This window comes from Thermoplasmatales archaeon, assembly GCA_014361195.1.
In the GTDB taxonomy this organism is placed as follows: domain Archaea; phylum Thermoplasmatota; class E2; order UBA202; family JdFR-43; genus JACIWB01.
In genome coordinates, this window is record JACIWA010000011.1 from 1 (window position 1) to 21,865 (window position 21,865).

Below are 21,865 nucleotides of genomic sequence, written 5' to 3' on the forward strand. Positions count from 1 at the left end.
GCATCGAAAGAAGAAAAAAAATTGGAAGCGGAAATAGGAATAATAGATAAAAAAGGTTTTAGAAAAATAAACATAGATAAAAAATAAAAAATATAGAGGGAAAAGATTTTTAGTCTTTGCCTATGTCCCAGATTGCTTTTATCGCTAGCAAACCCGCTAATGGTGCAATGAAAATTCCTAGAGTGGTAACTACTCCTGTAAGGTAATTACCGAACCACTTTATTCCTTGAAATACATCTGTTCCGCTTATTGCAACTATTATCACTGTTGCTATTAAGAATGTTGGTAGCTCTTCCTTTGTTATAGTTCCCATTCCAAGTATTCCAAGTATTCCCGCTATCAAACCGATCAAGCCAAGAATCATCGCTAGATATGCATACTGCTCAAGAGTGAGATCAATTCTGCCGGCGTAGTACGCTCCGTATATCAAGCCAAATATTATCGCTAGCACTATGCCTATCAAGAACACCATACTGCTTAGTTTTGCCCTCCCTTTTTCTGCCATTTTTATCCCCTTTAAGTAATTTCCCTCTTATTTATAAGGATATCGATTTTTTCAGGATTTAAATTTTTTTTGGAAAAACAGGTTTGAGTTTTTCTAAATCTTTTTCTCCGCATTACAAGGTTGAATTGGCAATTGGCAATCATAAATTTTTTATAACCATTTTTATTATTTTTGGTATTAGGATGGTGTTTTTCAAAAAGATATTAATTCTTTCTTTAGTATCTCTTATACTATTACCTTATATATCTTTTATTTCCTATACCCAAAAATTCTACCCAGATTTATCTGTTGAGAGTTATGAGCATAATATCTTCTAATCCCATTGTTCATGACAATCTTACAATAAAGGTAACAGTTAAGAAACTATTCAAAAGTACCTTCTTTCCTCCTATGCACTGGTTGCTCAATAGCTAGCTATTATTTAATGGACAATAAGCAATGGCTTTTTGTAACCCACGTTTTACGCTCTTGTAGGATCTCTTGTTATGGTTTTGTTGATTTGGAATAGGACGTTATGTAAGTGAAAATATAGTATGTGATGGGCATGGTCTGAATCCTTACATATTAAATAACTCTTTTTAAGGAACAAGAGTATTGGAGAGGCCTATAAAATAGGAAAAAATGCAGCTAGCTTGGATCAGATGTTGTAATTCTACTAGGCGATCCAACTACTAAACAGAGGTGGGATTGAAAAAGTTGTTTGTACTATTGATAATGCTAATCTTTGCATTCACCAATTGTGCATCTGCTCATATTTTTAGGATTACATCAAATAAAACAATATATGCGCCTGGAGATGAAATAGTAGTAAATCTTGAGATTAAAAACACATTAAATTATAATAAGAGAATGGATATCTATGTAACTGCAGAAGAAGAAAATGATAAATATCCTCCATTCTCTACATACTATCATATCACTCTTTCATCAAGTGAGTCTAGAAATATAACAATCTATACCACAAATGTATCAGAGTTTATGGTAAATGGAAACTATACTGTGCATGCTAAGCTAATTGATGATGGTTTTGTTATCTATGGAGATAGACTTACTTTTTCAATAGTAGGATTATTGGAAAAAATGGACATTAATATCCTAATCTCTAATAGTAGTGAATTCACATTTTTAAAAGATGTTTTTCTAGTTAATGAACCTATATACATAGCCTATCCTTCATCTGTCGATGATTTAGAGATCATTTGCGCTATTACCTATCCAGATGGCTCTTCAAAAACAATAAACCTTCCTTATACCTTTATTTCAAATAAAGTTGGATTGTACTCTTTATCTATAAATGGGAGAAAGGAAGGTTATAGAAATGTTACAAAAATATGCAATTCGCTGTTATAGGAGAAACATCAATTGTTAATGAAATTTATGAAGAAATAAAAGAAGAACAAACTACCATAATCTACATTTCCGTATTTCTAATTACGGTAGTTGTTTTAGTATTTTTCTTGATCAGAAGGATAATAAAAAGAAAAATATAGTGCCAAAATAAGCGCATCTATATCTTAACCAAAACGACATCCTACAAAACACCAAATAGGAATAGAAATACTTGTATCGGTGTATAGGAAACATCTCACCCTATGTTTAAAAGTTTAATATCACTTCTCAACAGCATTTTTCATTGAATATCTTATTGTTTATACCCCACATGAAGTTTTTGTAAAGCCCTTTTGTACAAGAGGTTTTATCACCAATAAAAGGAGAGGTTTATTGATACAAAAAGTAGCACATATTTCAAAAATGAATAGTTCTAAACATCCATATTATCCAAACCATATATCAAGACTTCTTTACTATCAAAATTAGTTGCTAGCCAAGAATTATACTCATTTCTTGCATCTTTTAGCCTTAATTTCATTAAAAGGAATAGCCCTACCTACCTTTAGGGATGGTTGAAAAAGGTTCATTTAATTTTTGTACCAGAAATTAATAGCTTCCTAACCAAACGATTCTATTGCTTCATAGATTTTGATTGCATCGTGATATGAAAATCTTCTTTGATACAAAAGCACCTTTATCATTTTTGAAAATCTTTTTATTTTCATATATCTCTAAAATTTCATCTAATAACTATATCCTCGCATTGCGATTTATCACTAAAAAACGATTACTGGATTTTTAATTCTTATTTTGAAATTATCATCCTAAAAATATCATCTTATTATATTAGAAGAACTAATCTGTTTTCCTCAATTTTTTTCTTAAAAGAAGGGAATTACCAACAACTGCTATATCTGATGAAACCATTGCAATTGCAGAAAATTCGGGGCGAAGAATAAAACCCAACCATGGATAAAGTGCCCCGCATGCCACTGGAACTGCAATAACATTGTAAATGAATGCAAGAAATAAATTCTGTTTTATCTTTGAAAAGGTAGCCTTTGATATATTCAATGCTTGCACAACATCCATTAAATTATCTTTAACAATTATTATCCCTCCCGCCTCCTTTGAAATATCGCTTCCTCCGCCCATTGCGATGCCGACATCCGCCCTGCTGAGCATTGGCGCATCGTTTATTCCGTCTCCAACAGCAGCAACAATTTTACCCTTTTTCTGCAGATTTATTATTTCTTTATCTTTTTCATGGGGCAAAACGCCCGCTATAATTTTTTCTATACCAAGTTTTTTGGCTATCGCCTCCGCAATCTTTCTATTATCTCCTGTAATCATAAAAATTTCATATCCCTCAAGTTTTTTAATTGCCTCAATCGCATTCTCCTTTATTTCATCCATGAGCGCAATTGCCCCTATAATTCCATCAAAATAAACGAGCACAACTGTCTTACCTTCTTTTTCAAGCTCTTCTCCAATTTTGCTATTTATTAATTCTCTATTGCCGAGCATTGCTTCTTTACCATTTATTTTTCCAACAATTCCTTTTCCAGGTATTTCTGAAAATTCCTTTACTTCAAGAATCTTTACCCCTCTTCTCTTTGCCTCATTATAAATTGCCAAAGCAATTGGATGATTTGATTTGCTCGCCAGACTACCCGCAACTTGCAATACATCTCCAATAACATCGCTTACCTCAGCTTTTCCTTTTGTAAGTGTTCCTGTTTTATCAAAGACCAAAGTATCTACTTCAGCAAACTTCTCAAGATATTCCCCTCCTTTAACCAATATTCCTTTTTCTGCGGATAGGCTTATCCCAACTAATATTGCAGTTGGAGTTGCAATCCCTAGCGCACAGGGGCATGCTATTACAAGAACTGATATAGAAATTGTAAGAGCAAAAGGAAAAGGTGCATTTGTTATAAAATACCAGAAAATGAAAGAAAGGAAGGAAATAAAAATAACCAATGGGACAAAATAATTTGTAATTTTATCCGCCAATCTTTGTATTTTTGCTTTTGATGTCTGGGCCTCTTCAACTAAGCTTATTGTTTGAGAAAGAAAAGTATCTTTTCCAACTCTTGTTGCCCTAAATTTAAAAAATCCACTCATGTTTATTGAACCGCTGAAAACCTCATCACCTTCTTTTTTATCAACAGGAATTGACTCACCTGTTATCGATGATTCATCTATTGTGGCAAATCCCTCAATTATTATTCCATCAACCGGTATTTTCTCCCCACTTCTTACAATAACAACATCTTCTTTTTCTATTTCATCTGATGATATTTCCTCTTCTCTTCTATTTCTAAAAACTCTCGCCCTTTTTGGTTTTAATTCTATCAATTTTTTTATTGTCTCTCCCACTTTCTCTCTGGCCCTTTCTTCAAGCATTAAACCAATTGTAACTGTTGTTAATACTACTGAAGATGCTTCATAAAAAACCATTCCATCAAAGAAAAATGTTGAAAGGGCTGAATAGAGATATGCAGAGGTTGTGCTTATTGAAACAAGGACATTTAAATCCGCTGTTTTTTGCTTAAGAGAGAAATATGCTCCTCTATAAAAAGGATAACCGGCAAAGATTTGCAAGGGTGTGGCAAGTAAAAATAAAATAACATTTAACTCTTTTCTGTAAAAAAATAAAGAAATTATCAGGATAGGAATGGTAAGAATTAAAGAAAAAATAGCCCTCCAAAAAGATTTTTTTCCCTCCTCAACCTCATATCCCGCTTCCTTTATAAGCTCCTTCAATCTTTTTTCATTTAATCTTTCGTCATATTCAATGAATGCCTTTCCAAGAGAAAAACTCACATTTGCGGATATAATTCCTTCTTTATTCCTCAAATATTTTTCTATAGCTTTTGCGCACCCTTCGCAATGCATTCCTTTAATCTTTAAGCTTATTTTAATGAATATGGGCTAGGCCGGATTCGAACCGGCGACCTTTGCCTCGTAAGGGCAACGTCATGACCTCTAGACCACTAGCCCTATAAATAAAAGCGTGAGATTTTAAAAATTTATGCTCAAAAAGTTTTAAAATAAAAAACCTATTTAAAATAAGTCGGGGTGGCTCAGCCTGGTAAGAGCGCCTGACTCATAAGCCAACCCTGCCTGAGAAATCAGGAGGCCGCGGGTTCAAACCCCGCCCCCGACACTATGATTTTTCAAAATTATTGGGGAGGTCAGGTGCTAAAATAGTACAAAATTAGTAATGGAGGCGTACTAACGCACCTTTTCCTCCCCAAAAATAAAATATTTGTGTATATATGAATTTTTCCAGCATTCATAAATTTGAGAATGAATTATATAGCATTATTGAGCCAACTACAATTAAAAATAAACCTATTAAAATTTTTACATATAAATAACTCTTTTTCTGTGCTTCCCCAAATTTTTCTGAAGAATAGCCAAAGTAAAAGAATGAGAGAATTATTAATAAGGGAAGTACGAACATCAGATTGTATATGAGCAGATATGTTAAAGCAATGCTTTTTAAAGAGCTTGAGCTTTGTATAACTTTTGCAATTGGAAGATATATTTGACCAGTGCATGCGAGCTCGAGAGCGGATATAACAAATCCTGTAAAGAATGATATTACCGACAAAATAATTACTTTTCTATCTTCTGTTATCTTCTTTATCAACCTTCCTCTCCTCTTCTTTATAAACATTGGAAGCTGGAGTTTTGCCTCCTTTCCTCTCCTTATTTCAAAAAAATCATAAATGCTCAATGCCCCAAGAATAATTGCAGCGCTTCCTATAGCAATGTCAATATAAATTTTTGTATAACTTTCTATGAAGCCAAAAAACTCAACTAAACCAATTCCAATGATGAAATAGCATATAAATATTCCCGCAGTAAATGATAAACCTATTGCAAGAACAGATTTTCTCTTTGCTCTCTCCAGATATGAGATAAAAAATATAAGTGTTGCAAAAGCACAAGGGTTTATACCATCCAGTAGCCCACCAGTTATAACACTCAAGAGAGTAAAACTTCTAATTACATTTTCCGCTCCCGCCAGCGCATCGTTGCCTACATTCGGGCAATCAACTCCGCTTCCAAGATATTTTTTAATTTCATTTTCGAATTCACTTAAATTATCTCTTATAAAATATTTATCTCCAACAAAAACTATTGTATCATATGGATATTCAACTTTATAAAAATTGTAATAGCTCAGCAATATCTCTTCATTTTCTTTTTCTTTCCAATCATAAGTTTTTATTTCAATAGGATAGAAATTGCGGAACAGCTCAACATTTCTTTTGAAATTAACGCATATTGGACAAGTTGATTTATAAAACAAAACAACACATATTTTTCTTTCCTTATAGATAGATGGAAAATCTATACCAACTTTTTCATAATGCTTTGCTTCCTCAATTATTTCTTCTATATTTTCATTAAAAATTATGCCTTCATTTCCTATGAAAATGATGGGTTTTAATAAATCAAAGTCGCCTAAATTTTTTATCACGCTTAAATTTTCTTCATATATAACATCGAGCTTATCTATTCTTACAAAACTTACATTTTCTTCTAGAGCATTTAAAATTCTATCAATGCTATGAAGGGAGGAATTGAATGCAATTATAATACAAACTGGTTTTGGATAAGCTAGATTTCCATCCTTAATAACATTTTCAACATCAAATTCTTTAATTTCATTTAGAAAATTTTTAATATTTTCCTTCTCTTCCTCAATATTGCTTTCGTTTAAAATAAACCATCCATTTCCAATGAAAAGGGAGAAAACCGCTGATGCACCTTGAGGGTAGTTATATTTCAGCAGGAGATTGTATGCGGATGCGATATTTTTAAATAAACTCTCATTCCCATCTAAGTTATATCTATTCAATTTTATGCTCTCATTATTCTCTAATTCTTTTATAAATGGCTCTATTTTTTGATAAAATTCATTCTCAACATAAAAGTAGGATATATTTATAGTTGCATTCGTAAGAGGAATTAAAAAAATCAAAAAAACAAATAAAATTAAAAACTTCTTCATTCTCTCAAATATCTCTTCACAATTTCTATTGCGCAAAGCTTTCCGCACATTGAGCATGCCTCCTTTGCTTTCTTTGGCCTTCTTTTTTCTCTATACTTTTTTGCTTTCTCACTATCTATTGCAAGCTCAAACATTTTCTTCCAATCCAGTTTCTCTCTTGCAATTGAAAATTTTTCATCTATATCTCTATCAATGCCTCTTGCTAAATCTGCTGCATGAGCTGCTATCCTTGCGGTAATAACCCCTTCTTTCACATCTTCAATAGATGGCAAACTCAAATGCTCTGCAGGAGTTACATAGCATAAAAAATCCGCTCCATAATAGCCCGCTATAGCCCCTCCTATCCCCGCAACAAAATGGTCATAACCTGGAGCAATATCTGTCACCAGAGGGCCGAGGACAAAATACGGTGCTTCATTGGTAACCTTTTTCATTACCTTTATATTTGCTTCTATATCATTGAGAGGCATATGTCCTGGTCCTTCAACCATTGTTTGCACGCCTTTCTCCCTTGATCTTTCAACCAGCTCACCTATTATTAGCAATTCCTGAAATTTTGCTCTGTCATTTGAATCATATATTGCACCTGATCTCATTCCGTCTCCCAAACTGAGAGTCATATCATATTCTCTCGCTATTTCAAGCAAATAGTCAAATTCTTTGTAAAGAGGATTTTCTTCTTCATTATGAATAATCCATGCCATAAGAAATGCTCCTCCCCTCGAAACCATCGGAATCAATCTTTTCTGTTTTTTTAATCTTTCAACGCTTTCTTTCGTTACTCCAACATGTGCAACAGCAAAATCTACACCTTGTTTTGCATGTTTTTCATATGCTCCTAAAATATCATCCGATGACATTTCAACTATCGCTCCTTTCTTCCTCATTGCTTCTATACCTGCTTGATATATTGGAACAGTTCCAAAGGGAATATTTACTGTTTTTAGAAGCTTTGATCTTATCATATCTAAATTTCCCCCTGTTGATAAATCCATTACTGCATGCGCACCGTATTTCATTGCTACTTTTGCTTTCTCTATTTCTTCCTCCACTTTTGCATATTCCATTGAAGTACCTATGTTTGCATTTACTTTAACTCTAAGCCCTTTTCCTATACCAATTACTTTAGGGAAATGAATTGGATTTCTTGGTATAACTATCTTTCCTTCCGCAACCCTTCTCATTACAACTTCCTTCTCAATACCTTCTTTTTTTGCAACTTCTTTTATTTCATCCGTTACTTTTCCTCTTTTTGCTTCCTCCATTATTGTCATAGCTATAGAATAAATCAATTTCTTTTATAATATTTTTCATAATATCAGTGTCTCCTAAACTTAGCAATAAATTTAAATTCAAGAAAATAATTTCAAAATACCATGGTAGAATATGAAATATTGGAAGCAAAGGAAGTGAAGTTTGGTAGGAATAATTTTATAGAAGTTGCGAGGAAAAGAGCAAAAACAGGTGAAGGGGAGAACGAGTTTATATCCATTTCTCGTGGCTACTATCTAGAGGATGGAACTAAAAAATGGAAAGCATCTATTGCTCTTCCGAAAGAAAAAGATAAGAGAGAGGAGATTGCGGAATTAATAAAGAATTTATGATTTCTCTTGGAATAGAGGGAACTGCACACACTGTTAGTGTTGGAATTGTTGAAAAAATAGATAATAGATGCAATATACTTGCCCATGTATCAAAAATGTATAAACCAAAGGGAGGTGGAATTCATCCAAGAGAAGCAGCAAACCATCATGCATTTTTCCTTCCTAAAATAATAAAAGAAGCTATGGAGAAGGCAAAAATAAACAAAGAGGAAATAGATGTAGTTGGCTTTTCTATAGGGCCTGGGCTTGGGCCTTGCTTGCGTACCGCTGCGACCGCTGCGAGGGCGGTTGCAATTGCCCTTAAAAAACCGATTATTGGGGTAAATCACTGCATTGCCCATCTTGAAATAGGAAGAGCTCTTACGAACTGTTATGACCCAGTGCTTTTGTATGTTTCTGGAGGAAATACTCAGGTTATTGCTTTTATGGAGAAAAAGTATAGAGTTTTTGGAGAAACTCTTGATATAGGTATTGGCAATTGCTTGGATAAATTTGGAAGAAGCATTGGAATGGATTTTCCATGTGGTCCAAAAATTGAGGAAATTGCAAAAAGAGGAGAGAAATATATTCCTCTGCCATACTCTGTTAAGGGAATGGATGTTGCATTCTCTGGAATTTTAACCGCCTGTCTTTCTTTAGTGAAGAGGGAAAGAATTGAAGATTTATGCTATTCATTACAGGAAACTTGTTTCAGCATGCTTGCAGAAGTGACAGAAAGAGCAATGGCTCATACAGAAAAAGAAGAAGTTTTGCTTGGAGGTGGAGTTGCTTGCAATGCCAGGCTAAAGGAGATAATAAAAACGATGGCAGAAGAAAGGGGGGCAAGATTTTTTTCCCCGCCAAATGAATTTTTGGTTGATAATGGTGCGATGATAGCATGGACGGGTTTAATTATGTATGAAGCGGGTATAAGATACGAAATTGAGGAAACAAAGATAAAGCAAAATTACAGAACAGATGAGGTGGATGTTTTATGGAGAAGTTGATTAAGAGAGGGGCGGAGGCTGAGATATATCTTGCGGAATGGAAAAATAGGAAAGCAATAATAAAGAGAAGAACTCCAAAAAAATACAGGATTAAGGAAATAGACGAAGAGATAAGAGAAAAAAGGACAAGGAAAGAAGCAATTATGATGGTGTCTGCGAGGGCGGGGGGCGTAAATGTGCCTTTAGTTTATGATGTGAGGGTTAAAGAGAAAGAGATTATAATGCAATATATAGAAGGAGAAAGACTGAAGGATAAATTGGATGAGAAAAAAGAGGAAGAACAGATGGAGATAAGTAGAAAAATAGGGGAAAGCATATCAAGGTTGCATTCAAACTGCATAATTCATGGTGATATAACAACATCAAATTTATTTTTACTTAATGATAGAATATATTTTATTGATTTTGGGCTTAGTTCAAGAAGTGAGGAAATAGAGGATATGGGCGTTGATTTGCATTTATTGATGGAGGCATTTAAATCCGCTCATAGAAATAAAAATTTATTCTCTTGGGTTAAAGAAGCATATGTAAAGTCATTTGATAAGGGAAAAGAGGTTGTTGAGAAAGTAAAAGAAATTGAAAGAAGGGGGAGGTATATGAGGAGAGTTACATGATATATTTCATAACAAGTAATAAACATAAATATGAGGAAATAAAGAAAATTGTAAAAAATGTAAAAATGCTGACAATTCCTTATCCAGAGATTCAAGCAAATGAACTGGAAGAAGTTGTTGTTTATGGAATAGAATATTTAAAAGAGAAAGTTGATGGAAATTTTTTTATAGAAGATTCTGGCTTATTTATAAAATCCCTAAATGATTTTCCAGGAGTTTATTCATCTTTTGTTTTTAAAACAATAGGTAATAAAGGAATATTAAAATTGATGGAGAATAAAAGAAACAGGGAAGCATTTTTTGCATCGGTTATCGGATATTATGATGGAAAAATAAATTTATTTAAAGGCATTTGTAAGGGAAAAATAGCAAGAGAAGAGAAAGGAAATAATGGCTTTGGATATGACCCAATATTTATTCCTGAGGGTAAAAGAAAAACTTTTGGTGAAATGGAAATAGAAGAGAAAAATCTATACTCCCACAGGAGCAAGGCGGTAAAAAAATTCATTGATTTTTTAAAATATTCTTGATTTCTTCTAAAGTTTCTTCTATTTTTTCTATTCTCCTATATATCTCATTTCTTGAAATTATATTCACACAGCATCTCTTCAAATCCGAATAAGATAAGCTTCTCTTTGGTAATATTCCCTTTTTTGATAATTCCGCAATTCTTTTGCCCATCTCTTCTTCATTTAGCTTAAAAATTTTTGAAGCCTCTTCAAAATTTTTAGATTGAGAAATTGTTTTAAGAAATTTTAATGTTTCATCATCAATAACTGGTGAATTTAAAAAACCATATTCTTCCATTATTTCTTCCATGCATTTTTTTACTATACTTTCAATCTCCTCTGGCTCTAATAATAAATAATATTCACTGAATTCTACTATCTCAACCCCTAATTCTTTAGCTGCAATTTTTGTTGCATCATCGCATTTCTTGCATATTATCATTGGCTTTAAGTTTGCAAGCTTTGCATTTGCATAAGCCTGTCTTACGGTTGTAAGATTTGCTCTGCCAGATTTCACTTCAATAGCATATTTCTCATTATTTTTTTCTGCGACTATATCTATTTCAGCAATATTTTCTCCCTTAGAATTTATCTTATAATTTGTTGCAATTATTGAAAAACCCTTTCCTTCAATTATTCTTCTTGCTATTCTTTCTGCTGAAGTCCCTCTTTTCCTCGTTTTTTCCCCTCCTTTTTCTTTTTCCATGCCTCAAGTGTCTCATCCACTTCTTCTATTGAAATGAGCTTCATTAAAAAAAGAATAAATAGAGAATAAATATTTTTCTGCCAAAAAATAAATCCCATTAAAAGAAAAATATTATATTTGCTTTTTATATCCCTTATGATGAAAGATATAGATAGAGAAATAGAAAAAATCCTTGAAGACAAATATAAAGATGGTAAGAAAATTATAAGGCTAAATAAGCAATCAAGGGATTTGTTAGAGGAATTGAAAAAAGAATGCCCTCATGTTGATGAAAAAGAGCTAATAAGTCTTTTTAAATCAGTTGCAGCTGGCACAAAAATGGTTGACTCCGCTATAATTGCTTCCGCCTACAATATGGAATATAATATAACACATCCCTCCCCCCAAAAGAAATTTTGGCTTGAAGATATTTTTCCAAAGAGTAAAATAAAAAGAATAAAAGATATAATGAAAAATAAGAAAGTTTATAAGGAATTGATTAAGTTGATAAGTGAGATAGAAAGCAAGTACGATGGTAAAAATCCTCCTGATAATTCAATTTTTGTAAAAAAAATAGAAAGCTTTCTCAGAAAGGTGAAAATTTGAGGATAGAGGAGCATCCTATCCTTAAATTTAAAAGAGAAAAAGAGATATATTTTTATTACAATGGAAAAAAACTCAAGGCATATGAAGGAGAAACAATAGCATCCGCTCTTTATGCAAATGGGGTAAAAGTTTTTAGCAGAAGCAAAAAAGGGCGTGCAAGGGGTTTCTTTTGCGGGATAGGAAAATGCTCCTCTTGCCTAATGAAGGTTGATGGTATCCCGAATATAAGGACCTGCATTACACCTGTTAGGGAGGGAATGATTGTGGAAGATAATGATAAGGAAATATCAAATCTGGGGTATGAGAATGGAAAAGTTAAAAAAATATCTTGCGAGATTGCGGTTGTGGGGGCGGGGCCTGCGGGCATGAGCTCTGCGATTGAGGTATCGAATTATGTGGATGTATTGCTAATAGATGAAAATCCTCATGTTGGAGGGCAATTAATAAAGCAAACCCATAAATTTTTTGGTAGCAAAGAGGAGGGGGCGGGCACAAGAGGGATTGAAATTGCAAATGAGCTGAGGAAGGAAATTGAGGAGAGGAGAATAAGATTACTTAGAAATACGAGTGTGATTGGATACTATGATAGAGGATATAAATTCCTTTCCGCTGTAAATAAGCTTGATAAAATACTGTATGAAATAGAAGCGAAGAGAATAATATTTGCAACCGGAGCTCAGGAAAACATGCTTTTGTTTGAAGGAAATGATTTGCCTGGAGTATATGGAGCGGGTGGTGTACAAACCCTTATGAATGTATATGGTGTCAGGCCCGGCAAGAAAGGAGTTATTGTTGGAGCGGGAAATGTGGGTTTAATTCTTGCCTATCAGGTTCTGCAAGCGGGCGTGGGGGTTGCTTGTATTATTGAGGCAATGGATAAGATTGGAGGATATTTTGTTCATGCTGCAAAGGTTAGGAGATGTGGTGTTCCAATATATACAAGGCATTCGATAAAGGAAGCATATGGAAGGGAAGAGGTAGAGGGGGTGATAATAGCGGAATTAAATGATAAATGGGAATTTATTGAGGGAAGCGAAAAAAAAATTGATTGCGATTTTGTATGCATAGCGGTTGGGTTAACTCCTTCTTCAAGAATTTTATCTCAAACTGGAGCGGAAATAAGATTTATAAATGAAGCGGGTGGATGGGTTGCTCTGCACAATGAATATATGGAAACAACAAAAGAAGGGATATATGTTGCGGGTGATTTATCTAATATTGAAGAGGCCTCTACCGCAATTATTGAAGGAAAAATTGCTGGACTGGCATGTGCTAACAGTATAAGAAAAATAGATGATTTTGAAGAAAAATTTAAGAAATATTCATCTCAACTAAGAATATTTAGGGAAGGATATTTTGGAGAAAGAGCAAGGAAAGCAAAGGAAAAAATCATAAGTGGTTATTATGAAAAAATGGGAAAAAGAAGGGTATCTGGAGTTGAGTGATCTAAAATTGCCGAATGAAGAGCAATTGAAAAAGGGAGTGGCGATAATAGAATGCATCCAGCAAATACCTTGCAATCCGTGTGTTGATGCTTGCCCAAAGAAGGCAATTTCAATGAAGGATATAAATGCATTGCCAGAAATTGATTATGAGAAATGCATTGGTTGCGGAAAATGCATTGAAGTTTGTCCTGGACTGGCGATATTTCTTGTTAAAATAGTTGGAAAGGAAGCAATGGTAAGCATTCCATATGAATTTATTCCCTTGCCAAAAGAAGGAAGTATAGTGAAAGCTCTCGATAGAAGGGGGAATGAGATATGTGATGCAAGAGTAGAAAAAGTAAAGAAGGGAAAAACAAATGTTGTTACAATAAGAGTGCCCTCAAATTATGCAATGGAAGCAAGGAATATAGAGGTATAAGGCAAATTCATTGCTTCATTAATTATTTATATCACAATTTTATATTAGAAAACATGAAAAAGATTGCAATTATAATTGCTATTCTGTTGATTTTGCCATCTTGGGTTAGAGGTGATTCAGAAGAAAATATCTTAAAGATAACTATAGAAAGGATTAGGAAAGTATATGTAGGCGATGAAGTGCCAACTTTTTCAATAGTAATAAATGTTGATGGGCAAAGATGGGAAGGCAAGTATGAGGGGCAAGATATAATTATTCGTGAAAAAATTGAGTTTAAAATTAAGGAAGATAAAGATAAAATAAACATTTCAATTGAGATATTTGAAGAAGGAAAAAGAGGATATATTACTCCAGACGATGGAATTTTGAATATAGAATTGGATACTAAGAGAGGAGATTGGAATAAGGACGATTTTCTTGGCGATATCGACGCTTACGGGCATGCGGGCGGATGCAGTGATGGAAAAATAGATGAATATGATTATGAAATATGGTTTGATATAATTTATAATGACTATGACAATGACAGGCTAACATATTGGGAAGAAGAAAATATATACCATACAAATCCATATGTAAGCGACTATGGGATTGATTATGATGGAGATGGTGTAGCCATAGAATGGGAAGATAAATATGGTTATGATCCTTTTAATATAGAAAATCATGCAAATATTGACACAGATAATGATGGTTTAAGTAATTTAGAAGAATATATGATGAGTGAATGGCTATCAGATCCATTTAGAAGGGATATTTACATTGAAGTTGATTGCATGGAAGAATATAATGGGATAAAGCATATAATGCCAGAAAAATCTATTCAATTGCTCTACTCCGCTTTTTCAAAGAAAAACATAATGTTATTCATAGATAATGGAATAATTGAGGAAATGGATATAATTCCATACAAAGAAACCCTTAACTTTGATGAGCTAAATGAAATATATCAAAAATATTTCCTGCATAATGATCCAAGCAATCCAAGGAAAGGAGTGTTTCATTACGCTATTATATGCCATGAAATCGAATTCTGGCGCAGGCCTGCGGGAGGTATGAATTTTAAGAGAGATGCATTTGTGCTGGGAAGCTATTATATTCAGAAATGGAGGCCCACAGAAAGTAAGCAGATAATCGCTCATGCTAGCCTTTTTATGCATGAACTGGGGCATCAATTAGGGCTTAACAATTATATTGGTATAGATAATGAGCACACTCGCTTTCCATGGCAATTGCAATACTGGCTATTTAGAAATTACAAGAGTTGCATGAATTATCGCTACTCCTTTAGCCTTGTTGATTATTCTGATGGAACCCATGGATTCCTTGATTATGATGACTGGGGAAATATTAATTTGAGCAGGTTTAGCAGTTAAGAATGGAAGAGCTAGCTGAATATGCAATAAAAAATTCAAGATATTATACGGAAATAAGGATAGAAAGAGAGAGAACAGAAGATATTTTATTTACAAATGGCGAATTTATAGATGTGGAGAGCGATGAAAAACAGGGTTTTTCAATAAGAGTCATTTCCAGAAGCATAGGATTTTATTCTTCAAATATTTTAAACAGAAAAGAAATTAAAAAGGGGCTAGAGATAGCGGAAAAATTTGCAAGAAAAGGCAAAGATAAAATTTTATTGAGCGAAGAAAAATTCAATGAAGATAGTTATGAAATAAAGGCAAAATTTCCAGAAATTGATGAAAAATTAGATTTCTTGAAATATTTAAGCAAATTGAATAAAAAAAATTTCATATCTTATAGGGAGAAATCTACTGAGAAAATTTATATGAATAGTGAGGGAAGCAAAATTTTTTCAAAAATTCCAAGGATTTACCTCCAATATCTAATAACAGTCGATGATGAGCAGGCGAGCAGGGAATTTGGAAATTCTGCGGGATGGGAAATTTTAAAGAAATGGGAAGTTGAAAAGAAAATAGAGAAAGACATAGATTTTCTTAAAAAAATAAAAAATGGGGAAAAAGCACCAAAGAAAGGAGATGTGATTCTCAGCCCTTTAATAAGCGGGTTAATTGCCCATGAAGGATGCGGTCACCCATTTGAGGCAGACAGAATAATTGGCAGGGAGCTTGCTCAGGCGGGAAAATCTTATGTAAGGTCGGATATGCTCAGGGAGAAAATTGCAAATGAAATAGTTACCATAGAGGATAATCCTCTTATTGAAAGAAGTTATGGATATTATAAATATGACGATGAGGGGGTTAAGGCGAGAAAAAGAGAATTAATCAGGGAAGGAAGAATAAATGAATTTTTGCACAATCGCCAAACAGCGCATGAGATGAACAGGAAAAGCAATGCGTCTGCGAGGGCAAGTTATGGAAAAGAGCCAATAATAAGGATGGCAAATACTTATTTCAAGCCAGGTGATTATGAGTTTGAGGAAATGGTAGAGGAAATTAAAGAAGGTATTTATATGGTAACTTTTATGGAATGGAATATAGATGATAAAAGGATAAATCAGAAATACGTGGGCAATGAAGCATATATAATAAAAAATGGCGAGATCTCAGGAATTGCAAAACATCCTTGCATAGAAATCTCTACCTTTGATATTTTCTCAAAAATTGATGCAATTGATAAGAGGCTGGAATTCCATCCCGCCACCTGCGGGAAGAGCGAGCCGATGCAGGATATGGAGGTTTCTGTAGGGGGGGCGAATATAAGGCTGAGAGATGTGAGGATAAAATGATTGAATATCTGAAAGAATTTGACGGGTATATTGTTAAAGAAAAAAGTTATTTGGCTAAGCAAGTAAGGTTTTACAGGAATAAAGTGGAGATTTTGAATACATGGAATAATAAAAAAATTTACATGACTCTATATAAAGATGGAAAAAAATTCACATTCTCTATTGATAACCCGAACAAGAGGAAGATTAAAAGAAGAATAGAAGAGTGTAAAAAATTTTTTAAGTTTATTCCTCCTTCACCATTTTCAATAAGTGTTGATAAAAAATATTTAAACAGGAAAATTTTTGATAAAAATGTAATTGATGAGGAAAAAATTTTGGATATAGCGGATCAGGTTATAAATTCATCAGCTGGAGAGGTTGCTGGAAATATATATGGGGGGATAGAAAATATAAGGATTATAAATTCTGAAGGAATAGATGAATCTGATAAAAATAGCATGTTTTATATTTCCTCAAGAATGATTAAGGATGATAGATCCGCACATTATACATTTTCCTCAAGAAAAATTGATGGGATAGATAAAGAAGGACTGGAAGAGGCAAAAGAAAGCATAGAAAAAAAGATAAAATTTAAAAAAGCTAAGGAGGGAAAATATAAAATTTTATTTTCACCCCTGGCTTTTGCCAATCTTTCATCAAATTTTTCGGATCTTTCATCCGCATTCCTTGTAAAATCCGGTTATTCCTTCTTAGTGGATAAAATTGGCAAAAAAGTGGCAAGTGAGGAAATAAGCATATATGATAGTGGAATTGAAAAAAATGGACTCTTCTCCAGAAAGTTTGATGATGAGGGGGTTGCAACAAGAAAAACAGTAATAGTGGAGAGAGGTATTCTAAAAAATTATCTTCACAATAGTGTGACCGCAAAAGAATATGGAAAAAATACAACAGGAAATGCGGGGTTAATCGTTCCTGCTCCATGGAATACTATAATAAGGGGGGGAAATTATAAAAAAGAAGAAATGATTGAGGAATTTACTGGAGTTTTTATAACAAATCTTTGGTATACAAGATTCAGAAATTATCTTACAGGAGATTTTTCTACTGTTGCAAGGGATATGGCATTTTTTATAAAAAACGGAGAAATTCTATATGCTCTGAAAGGAATAAGAATAAGCGATAATATTGAGAAAATTTTTAAAAATATAGAGAAAATTTCTAGGGAAAGGAAGCAGATATACTGGTGGGAAGTTTCCCATCCCGTTTTTTCTCCATATGTAATCGTAGATAATGTTAATTTAACTACTGGTTTATAGGATATTTCTCCCTATTTCTCCCTATTTTTCTTTTTATAATTTCTTCAAAGCTCATCTTTGCTTTATCCAAAAAAATAAGCGAATATATGAATACATCCGCCAATTCATCCGCTATCTCATCTCTTATTTTTTCATTACTTATTATTTCATCAAAAGATATATCATTCCACTGAAATTTTTCCAGCAATTCATTTGCCTCTATGGATATAGATATTGCAATATTTTTTGGGGTGTGATATTTGTTCCAATCTCTTTCCTTTATAAAAAATTCTATTTCTTCAATAATTCCATTAATTTCATTCATGCTGAAAATTTGAAAATCCTTTTATAAAAATTTTGTTTTATTATATAATGAAAATCGAAGAGCTTGAAAGAATAGCTATAAAAAGGGCAGAGGGAAAAATAGCATTCTATACCCATCTCATAATATATATAGTTGTGAATATATTCCTTTTCGTAATATGGTATCTTGTATCTGGCGGATTTCCATGGTTTATTTTTTCATTGTTTGGATGGGGCATAGGTTTAATAACCCACTTTATTCATGCCTTCTCTTCAACTTTTGTTGATAAATTGGTTAAAAAAGAATATGAAAAGTTAAAGAAATGAAGCAATTTCCTCTACCATATCAATCCATCTTATAAAAGAATTCACCGCCGCCCTTGCATTTGATATATTTTTTGCCTCAATTTCAACATACAATTTCTCCTTATCTTTATAAATTTTAAAATTCGCATTTGGTGTGCTTTCTCCTTTTAAAGAATTAAAAATTAAATCATTATGTTCGCTATCTATTTCAAGCTTAATGTTCATCTTGCTTTTATATCCTTTGCAACGGGCCCTCGCTCTTTATAAAATATTTTCCCTCCACATTTAGGGCATCTCATTCCCATTCTCTCGAAATCAATTTCCACTCTTTCCCCGCATTTAGCACATACATATATTATCATTTTTCACCCAATATGCTTTTTATTGTTTGCTCAACACCCGCTTTAACTATTGTCTCAGGCACATATGCCCCTCCCGCAAATTTTGTATTACATTTTTTGCATACCCATATTCCTGTACTCTCTCGCTTAACTCTTTTTCTACCGCATTTCGGGCACACATATTTTAGCCTCTGCTTCTCATCAATCTCACGATATATATGGCGGGTTTTTACTCCATATCTTACTCCAAATTTACCAGCAGATTTAACTTTCTTTGTTCTCATTTTTTTCACCCAGTAATTTTCTTATATTTCTTGCATGAAATTGAGCACGCTTTATATTATTTTTTATTTCCTCAATTGTAAATCGCCCATTCAACCCCTTTTGCATTGCCCTTATATCACCATTTTCATCAAGAGCAACGGTAAATCTTGCATCCGCAACCTCTTCCTCATCCGCGCACGGGTCAACAACTATTGCATTATCAAATTTAACAAATGTACAGCTCACAGGGGGGCTTCTAACCGGCAAAGGAACATTTTCCCCCAGACCAAACCTTGCATTTGGTATAACTGTATTCTGCAATGCAGCAGAGGAAGCAAGCAGGCAAGCATCAAAAAGATTTCCATCATAATCTATAACATGCAAATCCACAAAAACAATCCATACCTTCTCGCCGGGAGTTATGCAGAGTTTTTCCATTTCTATATATTCAGATTCTCTTATTCCGCGATCTACAACTCTTGCAAGTTCAATTGCCTCCGGTGTTGGGGGGCCTGGTTCAAATTCGGGAGATGCAATAGGAGGCAATTCTGCTGATGTTGATAAAGCCCCTTTGTCAGGCGAATCAGGATAGGGCTCACCAATTTCAAGTTTTATCCCTGCTATTACCATTGTATTACCTATTTTAACCCTTGCTGATCCCTCCGCATTTTTTAATATATTTTTTTCAATTTTTATGGCTCTATATTCATCAAATTTTCTGCCATCACATCTTTTACCCTCTCTTGCAAGTTTTACAAGATAATCCTTCTTTACATTTGATAATCTTGCCAATTCAATTGGATCCATCATTCCACCTCTCTTGAGTATTTCCTGAGCAAAGCTTCTTTCTGCAATTTCGATATTTCTCTGCAGCCCTTGAGTGCAAGCTCAAGAGCTTCTTCAAATTCTTTGTAAGTTAGATGTCCATCCATTTGCATTAAAAGTATTTCCTCTGTCCTAGGAGCAATTGCAACTGGCAAATCCGCCTCCCCTTTCTTATCTTCTTCACTCGTCAAATCAAGAACAATAACCCCGTCAACCTTCCCAGCAGCACAAGCAACAGGTATATCCCGCATGGGTATGCCCGCATCCGCAAGCGCAACACCTGCTGCGGTTATACCCGCACATCTTGTTCCAGCTTCTGCATCCAGAACTTCGATACATACATCGATGGTTGTTCTGGGGAAAAGCTCGGTAAAAATAACGTTTTCAAGTGCTTCTGAAGTTACTTTTGATATTTCAATGCTCCTTCTATCTGGCCCAGGTTTTTTTCTTTCTTCCACACTAAAAGAGGCCATGTTATATCTTGCATTTACAAGCGCCTTTGTTGGATTTTGTATGTGTTTTGGTAAAGCTTCTCTCGGCCCATAAACCGCAGCCAGTACTTTATTTCCTCCCCATTCTATGTAGCATGAACCATCCGCTCTATAAAGAACGCCCGCCTCAATTTTTATTTTTCTCAGCTCATCAGGTCTTCTTCCATCAATTCTAATCCCTTCTTTCATTTAACCACCTAACATTTTTATAATTCTTTCAGTAAGCCCAAAAGTATGTGCTTCTTTTTCAATTTTCTTTATTGCCTCAACCGCTAGATTAACTTTTTCATCTTCTCCTTTTAACCATATTCTACCATTCTGTCCAACAAATATCCAGCAACCTGTGTATCTTTTTAGAGTAGAAAGCATCGAGCCTTTTTTACCTATAACTCTTGGAACTTTTGATGGTTGAATATCAATAACAATACCATCTTCTATTTTCCTGCATTGCTTATCTTTCATTGATACATCAACGTTTTTTGCTTCATCAACATTTGATATAATACCAACTATTATATCCTTCTCCTTTAGATACTTAGATGTTTCCCCATATTGTATTTCCCATGGAGAATTTTCCATTGAAAGAAAAGCGGAATATGGCGAATTTATATCAATAACCCATCCATTTCTATAAACTTCCTTTACTACTCCTATAATTGTATCTCCTGCATTTGGAACATATACCCCACTAAGAGGTATAACATTTGCATATCTTCCTTTTTCCTCTAAAATTCCTACGAGAGACGAATAAACATTATCTCCTTCTCTAAATGCTCCTTTACCTGGCAATTTGCTTTTATCCCCGATTAAATATCCTGGCAAAACAATTTTTCTTATCATTTTAATAATTTTGAAACAATTTCTCCTTTTGTAATGCTATTAAGTTTTTCATAAAGTTCGCCTTGCATACCAGCTGGTATTTCAACAACACATTTTAAGCTTCCATCTGAAAGCCATTCTTCCTTTAATATTTTTGAAATTTTCATAATTTCACCATATGCTCTTCCTGAATAAGTAGAGGGAATAACAACCTCTATTTTAACATTTTCTATGCTTATTGGAATTATTGGTCTTATTGCAGCTATAATCTTTTTAACTTGCTCCTCTACGGGCTTAAAAGCATCTATATTAACCTTTGCTTCTTCTATAGCTCTCTCTATTCTATCTCTAGGGTGAGGGAGTTTTGTATGCGGGTCCATTGAACAGCGAGCTATCCAGTCAACAATTGCTTTTTTCTTTCTTTCTATCATTTCCCTCCTCTGCTTTACAGTTAATTGTATCTCTCCCTCTTTTATAATTTTAAGAGCTATTTCCTCAATATTTAATGTTCCAAAAACTTCTTTTAATGCTTCCTCAGATGCTTTATCTCCTTTTCTTGCATCTTTAAAAACAATATCTATTGCCAATGCCTCTAAAACATTTACTTTTTTGTCCTCAAGAATTTCCTCTACCATCTCAGGGTCAACCAATATTTCGAAATGTTTTCCTTTCTTCTCATATCTTGCAATAATTGCTTCATCAAGTGATACCATTATCTTTCCTCCCTGAAATATTTTTCAGTTTCTTTTTTTGATAATATCCTGAATTCCTTACCCTCTTCAACAACTCCAATTTCTATTGCTTCCTTATCTATTTTCTTATCTGGTTGGCT

At 33.7% G+C, this 21,865-nt stretch carries 23 protein-coding genes, 2 tRNA genes and 1 pseudogene; 12 read left to right on the forward strand and 14 right to left on the reverse strand.

Features of this window, described 5'->3' with window-relative positions:
- Positions 1 to 109: 109 nt before the first annotated feature.
- Complete coding sequence (locus tag H5T44_06005; protein MBC7081775.1) at positions 110 to 472, reverse strand: hypothetical protein; 363 nt, start codon at positions 470 to 472, stop codon at positions 110 to 112.
- A 729-nt stretch (positions 473 to 1,201) separates the two neighbouring features.
- On the opposite strand from H5T44_06005, the gene H5T44_06010 reads away from it, so the two are divergent.
- Positions 1,202 to 1,855, forward strand: a complete 654-nt coding sequence (locus tag H5T44_06010) for a hypothetical protein (GenBank protein MBC7081776.1) — start codon at positions 1,202 to 1,204, stop codon at positions 1,853 to 1,855.
- 837 nt (positions 1,856 to 2,692) lie between these two features.
- Here the strand turns inward: H5T44_06010 and cadA are convergent.
- Both cadA and H5T44_06020 read right to left on the reverse strand, forming a co-directional pair.
- Positions 2,693 to 4,738, reverse strand: a complete 2,046-nt coding sequence (cadA, locus tag H5T44_06015) for a cadmium-translocating P-type ATPase (GenBank protein MBC7081777.1) — start codon at positions 4,736 to 4,738, stop codon at positions 2,693 to 2,695.
- Between the two features lie 32 nt (positions 4,739 to 4,770).
- Positions 4,771 to 4,843: transfer RNA gene (locus H5T44_06020), tRNA-Val, on the reverse strand.
- 72 nt (positions 4,844 to 4,915) lie between these two features.
- Here H5T44_06020 and H5T44_06025 point away from each other — a divergent pair.
- Positions 4,916 to 5,009 (forward strand) — tRNA-Met (locus H5T44_06025).
- 129 nt (positions 5,010 to 5,138) lie between these two features.
- Here the strand turns inward: H5T44_06025 and H5T44_06030 are convergent.
- Both H5T44_06030 and thiC read right to left on the reverse strand, forming a co-directional pair.
- Entirely contained in the window at positions 5,139 to 6,869 is a 1,731-nt protein-coding gene (locus H5T44_06030) for a hypothetical protein (GenBank protein MBC7081778.1), read from the reverse strand.
- The gene (thiC, locus tag H5T44_06035; protein MBC7081779.1) at positions 6,866 to 8,143 is read right to left on the reverse strand and encodes a phosphomethylpyrimidine synthase ThiC; all 1,278 of its coding nucleotides are present in this window, start codon (positions 8,141 to 8,143) and stop codon (positions 6,866 to 6,868) included. Before thiC ends, H5T44_06030 begins: the two co-directional genes overlap by 4 nt.
- A 102-nt stretch (positions 8,144 to 8,245) precedes the next feature.
- Between thiC and H5T44_06040 the strand changes: the two genes are divergently transcribed.
- The 3 genes and pseudogenes from H5T44_06040 (at position 8,246) to H5T44_06050 (ending at position 10,603) form a co-directional block, all read left to right on the forward strand.
- The gene (locus H5T44_06040; GenBank protein ID MBC7081780.1) at positions 8,246 to 8,473 is read left to right on the forward strand and encodes a hypothetical protein; all 228 of its coding nucleotides are present in this window, start codon (positions 8,246 to 8,248) and stop codon (positions 8,471 to 8,473) included.
- A pseudogene (locus H5T44_06045) lies at positions 8,470 to 10,073 on the forward strand (bifunctional N(6)-L-threonylcarbamoyladenine synthase/serine/threonine protein kinase). The gene H5T44_06040 and the pseudogene H5T44_06045 overlap by 4 nt, the downstream one beginning before the upstream one ends.
- Positions 10,070 to 10,603: an XTP/dITP diphosphatase gene (locus H5T44_06050; protein ID MBC7081781.1), complete on the forward strand. Its 534-nt coding sequence runs from the start codon at positions 10,070 to 10,072 to the stop codon at positions 10,601 to 10,603. The pseudogene H5T44_06045 and the gene H5T44_06050 overlap by 4 nt, the downstream one beginning before the upstream one ends.
- On the opposite strand, the gene H5T44_06055 is transcribed toward H5T44_06050, so the two are convergent.
- Positions 10,578 to 11,288 (reverse strand): YraN family protein, encoded by a 711-nt coding sequence (locus tag H5T44_06055; GenBank protein MBC7081782.1) that lies wholly within the window; start codon positions 11,286 to 11,288, stop codon positions 10,578 to 10,580. The genes H5T44_06050 and H5T44_06055 overlap by 26 nt on opposite strands.
- A gap of 138 nt (positions 11,289 to 11,426) precedes the next feature.
- Here H5T44_06055 and H5T44_06060 point away from each other — a divergent pair, with 138 nt between their 5' ends.
- Genes H5T44_06060 through H5T44_06085 form a run of 6 tightly spaced genes read left to right on the forward strand, consistent with a single transcriptional unit; the run spans position 11,427 to position 17,705 of the window.
- Positions 11,427 to 11,873: a hypothetical protein gene (locus H5T44_06060; GenBank protein MBC7081783.1), complete on the forward strand. Its 447-nt coding sequence runs from the start codon at positions 11,427 to 11,429 to the stop codon at positions 11,871 to 11,873.
- Positions 11,870 to 13,318 carry an FAD-dependent oxidoreductase gene (locus tag H5T44_06065; protein MBC7081784.1) on the forward strand — a complete coding sequence of 483 codons (1,449 nt, stop codon included), beginning with the start codon at positions 11,870 to 11,872 and terminating at the stop codon, positions 13,316 to 13,318. The genes H5T44_06060 and H5T44_06065 overlap by 4 nt, the downstream gene beginning before the upstream one ends.
- On the forward strand, positions 13,278 to 13,736 hold the full coding sequence (locus H5T44_06070) for a 4Fe-4S binding protein (protein MBC7081785.1): 459 nt from the start codon (positions 13,278 to 13,280) through the stop codon (positions 13,734 to 13,736). Before H5T44_06065 ends, H5T44_06070 begins: the two co-directional genes overlap by 41 nt.
- A 53-nt stretch (positions 13,737 to 13,789) precedes the next feature.
- A complete protein-coding gene (locus H5T44_06075) occupies positions 13,790 to 15,112 on the forward strand; it encodes a hypothetical protein (GenBank protein MBC7081786.1) in 1,323 nt (440 codons plus the stop codon).
- Positions 15,113 to 15,114: 2 nt separating this feature from the next.
- Positions 15,115 to 16,446 (forward strand): TldD/PmbA family protein, encoded by a 1,332-nt coding sequence (locus tag H5T44_06080; protein ID MBC7081787.1) that lies wholly within the window; start codon positions 15,115 to 15,117, stop codon positions 16,444 to 16,446.
- Positions 16,443 to 17,705 carry a TldD/PmbA family protein gene (locus H5T44_06085; protein ID MBC7081788.1) on the forward strand — a complete coding sequence of 421 codons (1,263 nt, stop codon included), beginning with the start codon at positions 16,443 to 16,445 and terminating at the stop codon, positions 17,703 to 17,705. The genes H5T44_06080 and H5T44_06085 overlap by 4 nt, the downstream gene beginning before the upstream one ends.
- Here H5T44_06085 and H5T44_06090 read toward each other — a convergent pair.
- Positions 17,692 to 18,000 (reverse strand): nucleotide pyrophosphohydrolase, encoded by a 309-nt coding sequence (locus H5T44_06090; GenBank protein ID MBC7081789.1) that lies wholly within the window; start codon positions 17,998 to 18,000, stop codon positions 17,692 to 17,694. The genes H5T44_06085 and H5T44_06090 overlap by 14 nt on opposite strands.
- Positions 18,001 to 18,056: 56 nt before the next feature.
- Between H5T44_06090 and H5T44_06095 the strand changes: the two genes are divergently transcribed.
- Positions 18,057 to 18,314 carry a 2TM domain-containing protein gene (locus H5T44_06095; GenBank protein MBC7081790.1) on the forward strand — a complete coding sequence of 86 codons (258 nt, stop codon included), beginning with the start codon at positions 18,057 to 18,059 and terminating at the stop codon, positions 18,312 to 18,314.
- Here H5T44_06095 and H5T44_06100 read toward each other — a convergent pair.
- From H5T44_06100 to H5T44_06130, 7 genes are read right to left on the reverse strand one after another with little or no spacing between them, the layout of a single operon-like run.
- The gene (locus tag H5T44_06100) at positions 18,303 to 18,518 is read right to left on the reverse strand and encodes a hypothetical protein (protein MBC7081791.1); all 216 of its coding nucleotides are present in this window, start codon (positions 18,516 to 18,518) and stop codon (positions 18,303 to 18,305) included. The two genes, H5T44_06095 and H5T44_06100, sit on opposite strands and share 12 nt — an antisense overlap.
- The gene (locus H5T44_06105) at positions 18,515 to 18,655 is read right to left on the reverse strand and encodes a DNA-directed RNA polymerase subunit P (GenBank protein ID MBC7081792.1); all 141 of its coding nucleotides are present in this window, start codon (positions 18,653 to 18,655) and stop codon (positions 18,515 to 18,517) included. Before H5T44_06105 ends, H5T44_06100 begins: the two co-directional genes overlap by 4 nt.
- Positions 18,652 to 18,918 (reverse strand): 50S ribosomal protein L37Ae, encoded by a 267-nt coding sequence (rpl37A, locus tag H5T44_06110; protein MBC7081793.1) that lies wholly within the window; start codon positions 18,916 to 18,918, stop codon positions 18,652 to 18,654. The genes H5T44_06105 and rpl37A overlap by 4 nt, the downstream gene beginning before the upstream one ends.
- A complete protein-coding gene (locus H5T44_06115) occupies positions 18,899 to 19,705 on the reverse strand; it encodes an exosome complex protein Rrp42 (protein ID MBC7081794.1) in 807 nt (268 codons plus the stop codon). The genes rpl37A and H5T44_06115 overlap by 20 nt, the downstream gene beginning before the upstream one ends.
- The gene (locus H5T44_06120; GenBank protein MBC7081795.1) at positions 19,705 to 20,403 is read right to left on the reverse strand and encodes an exosome complex exonuclease Rrp41; all 699 of its coding nucleotides are present in this window, start codon (positions 20,401 to 20,403) and stop codon (positions 19,705 to 19,707) included. The genes H5T44_06115 and H5T44_06120 overlap by 1 nt, the downstream gene beginning before the upstream one ends.
- Complete coding sequence (locus tag H5T44_06125; protein ID MBC7081796.1) at positions 20,404 to 21,054, reverse strand: RNA-binding protein; 651 nt, start codon at positions 21,052 to 21,054, stop codon at positions 20,404 to 20,406. It abuts the gene before it with no gap.
- Positions 21,051 to 21,746, reverse strand: a complete 696-nt coding sequence (locus tag H5T44_06130) for a ribosome assembly factor SBDS (GenBank protein MBC7081797.1) — start codon at positions 21,744 to 21,746, stop codon at positions 21,051 to 21,053. Before H5T44_06130 ends, H5T44_06125 begins: the two co-directional genes overlap by 4 nt.
- Positions 21,747 to 21,865 lie beyond the last annotated feature (119 nt).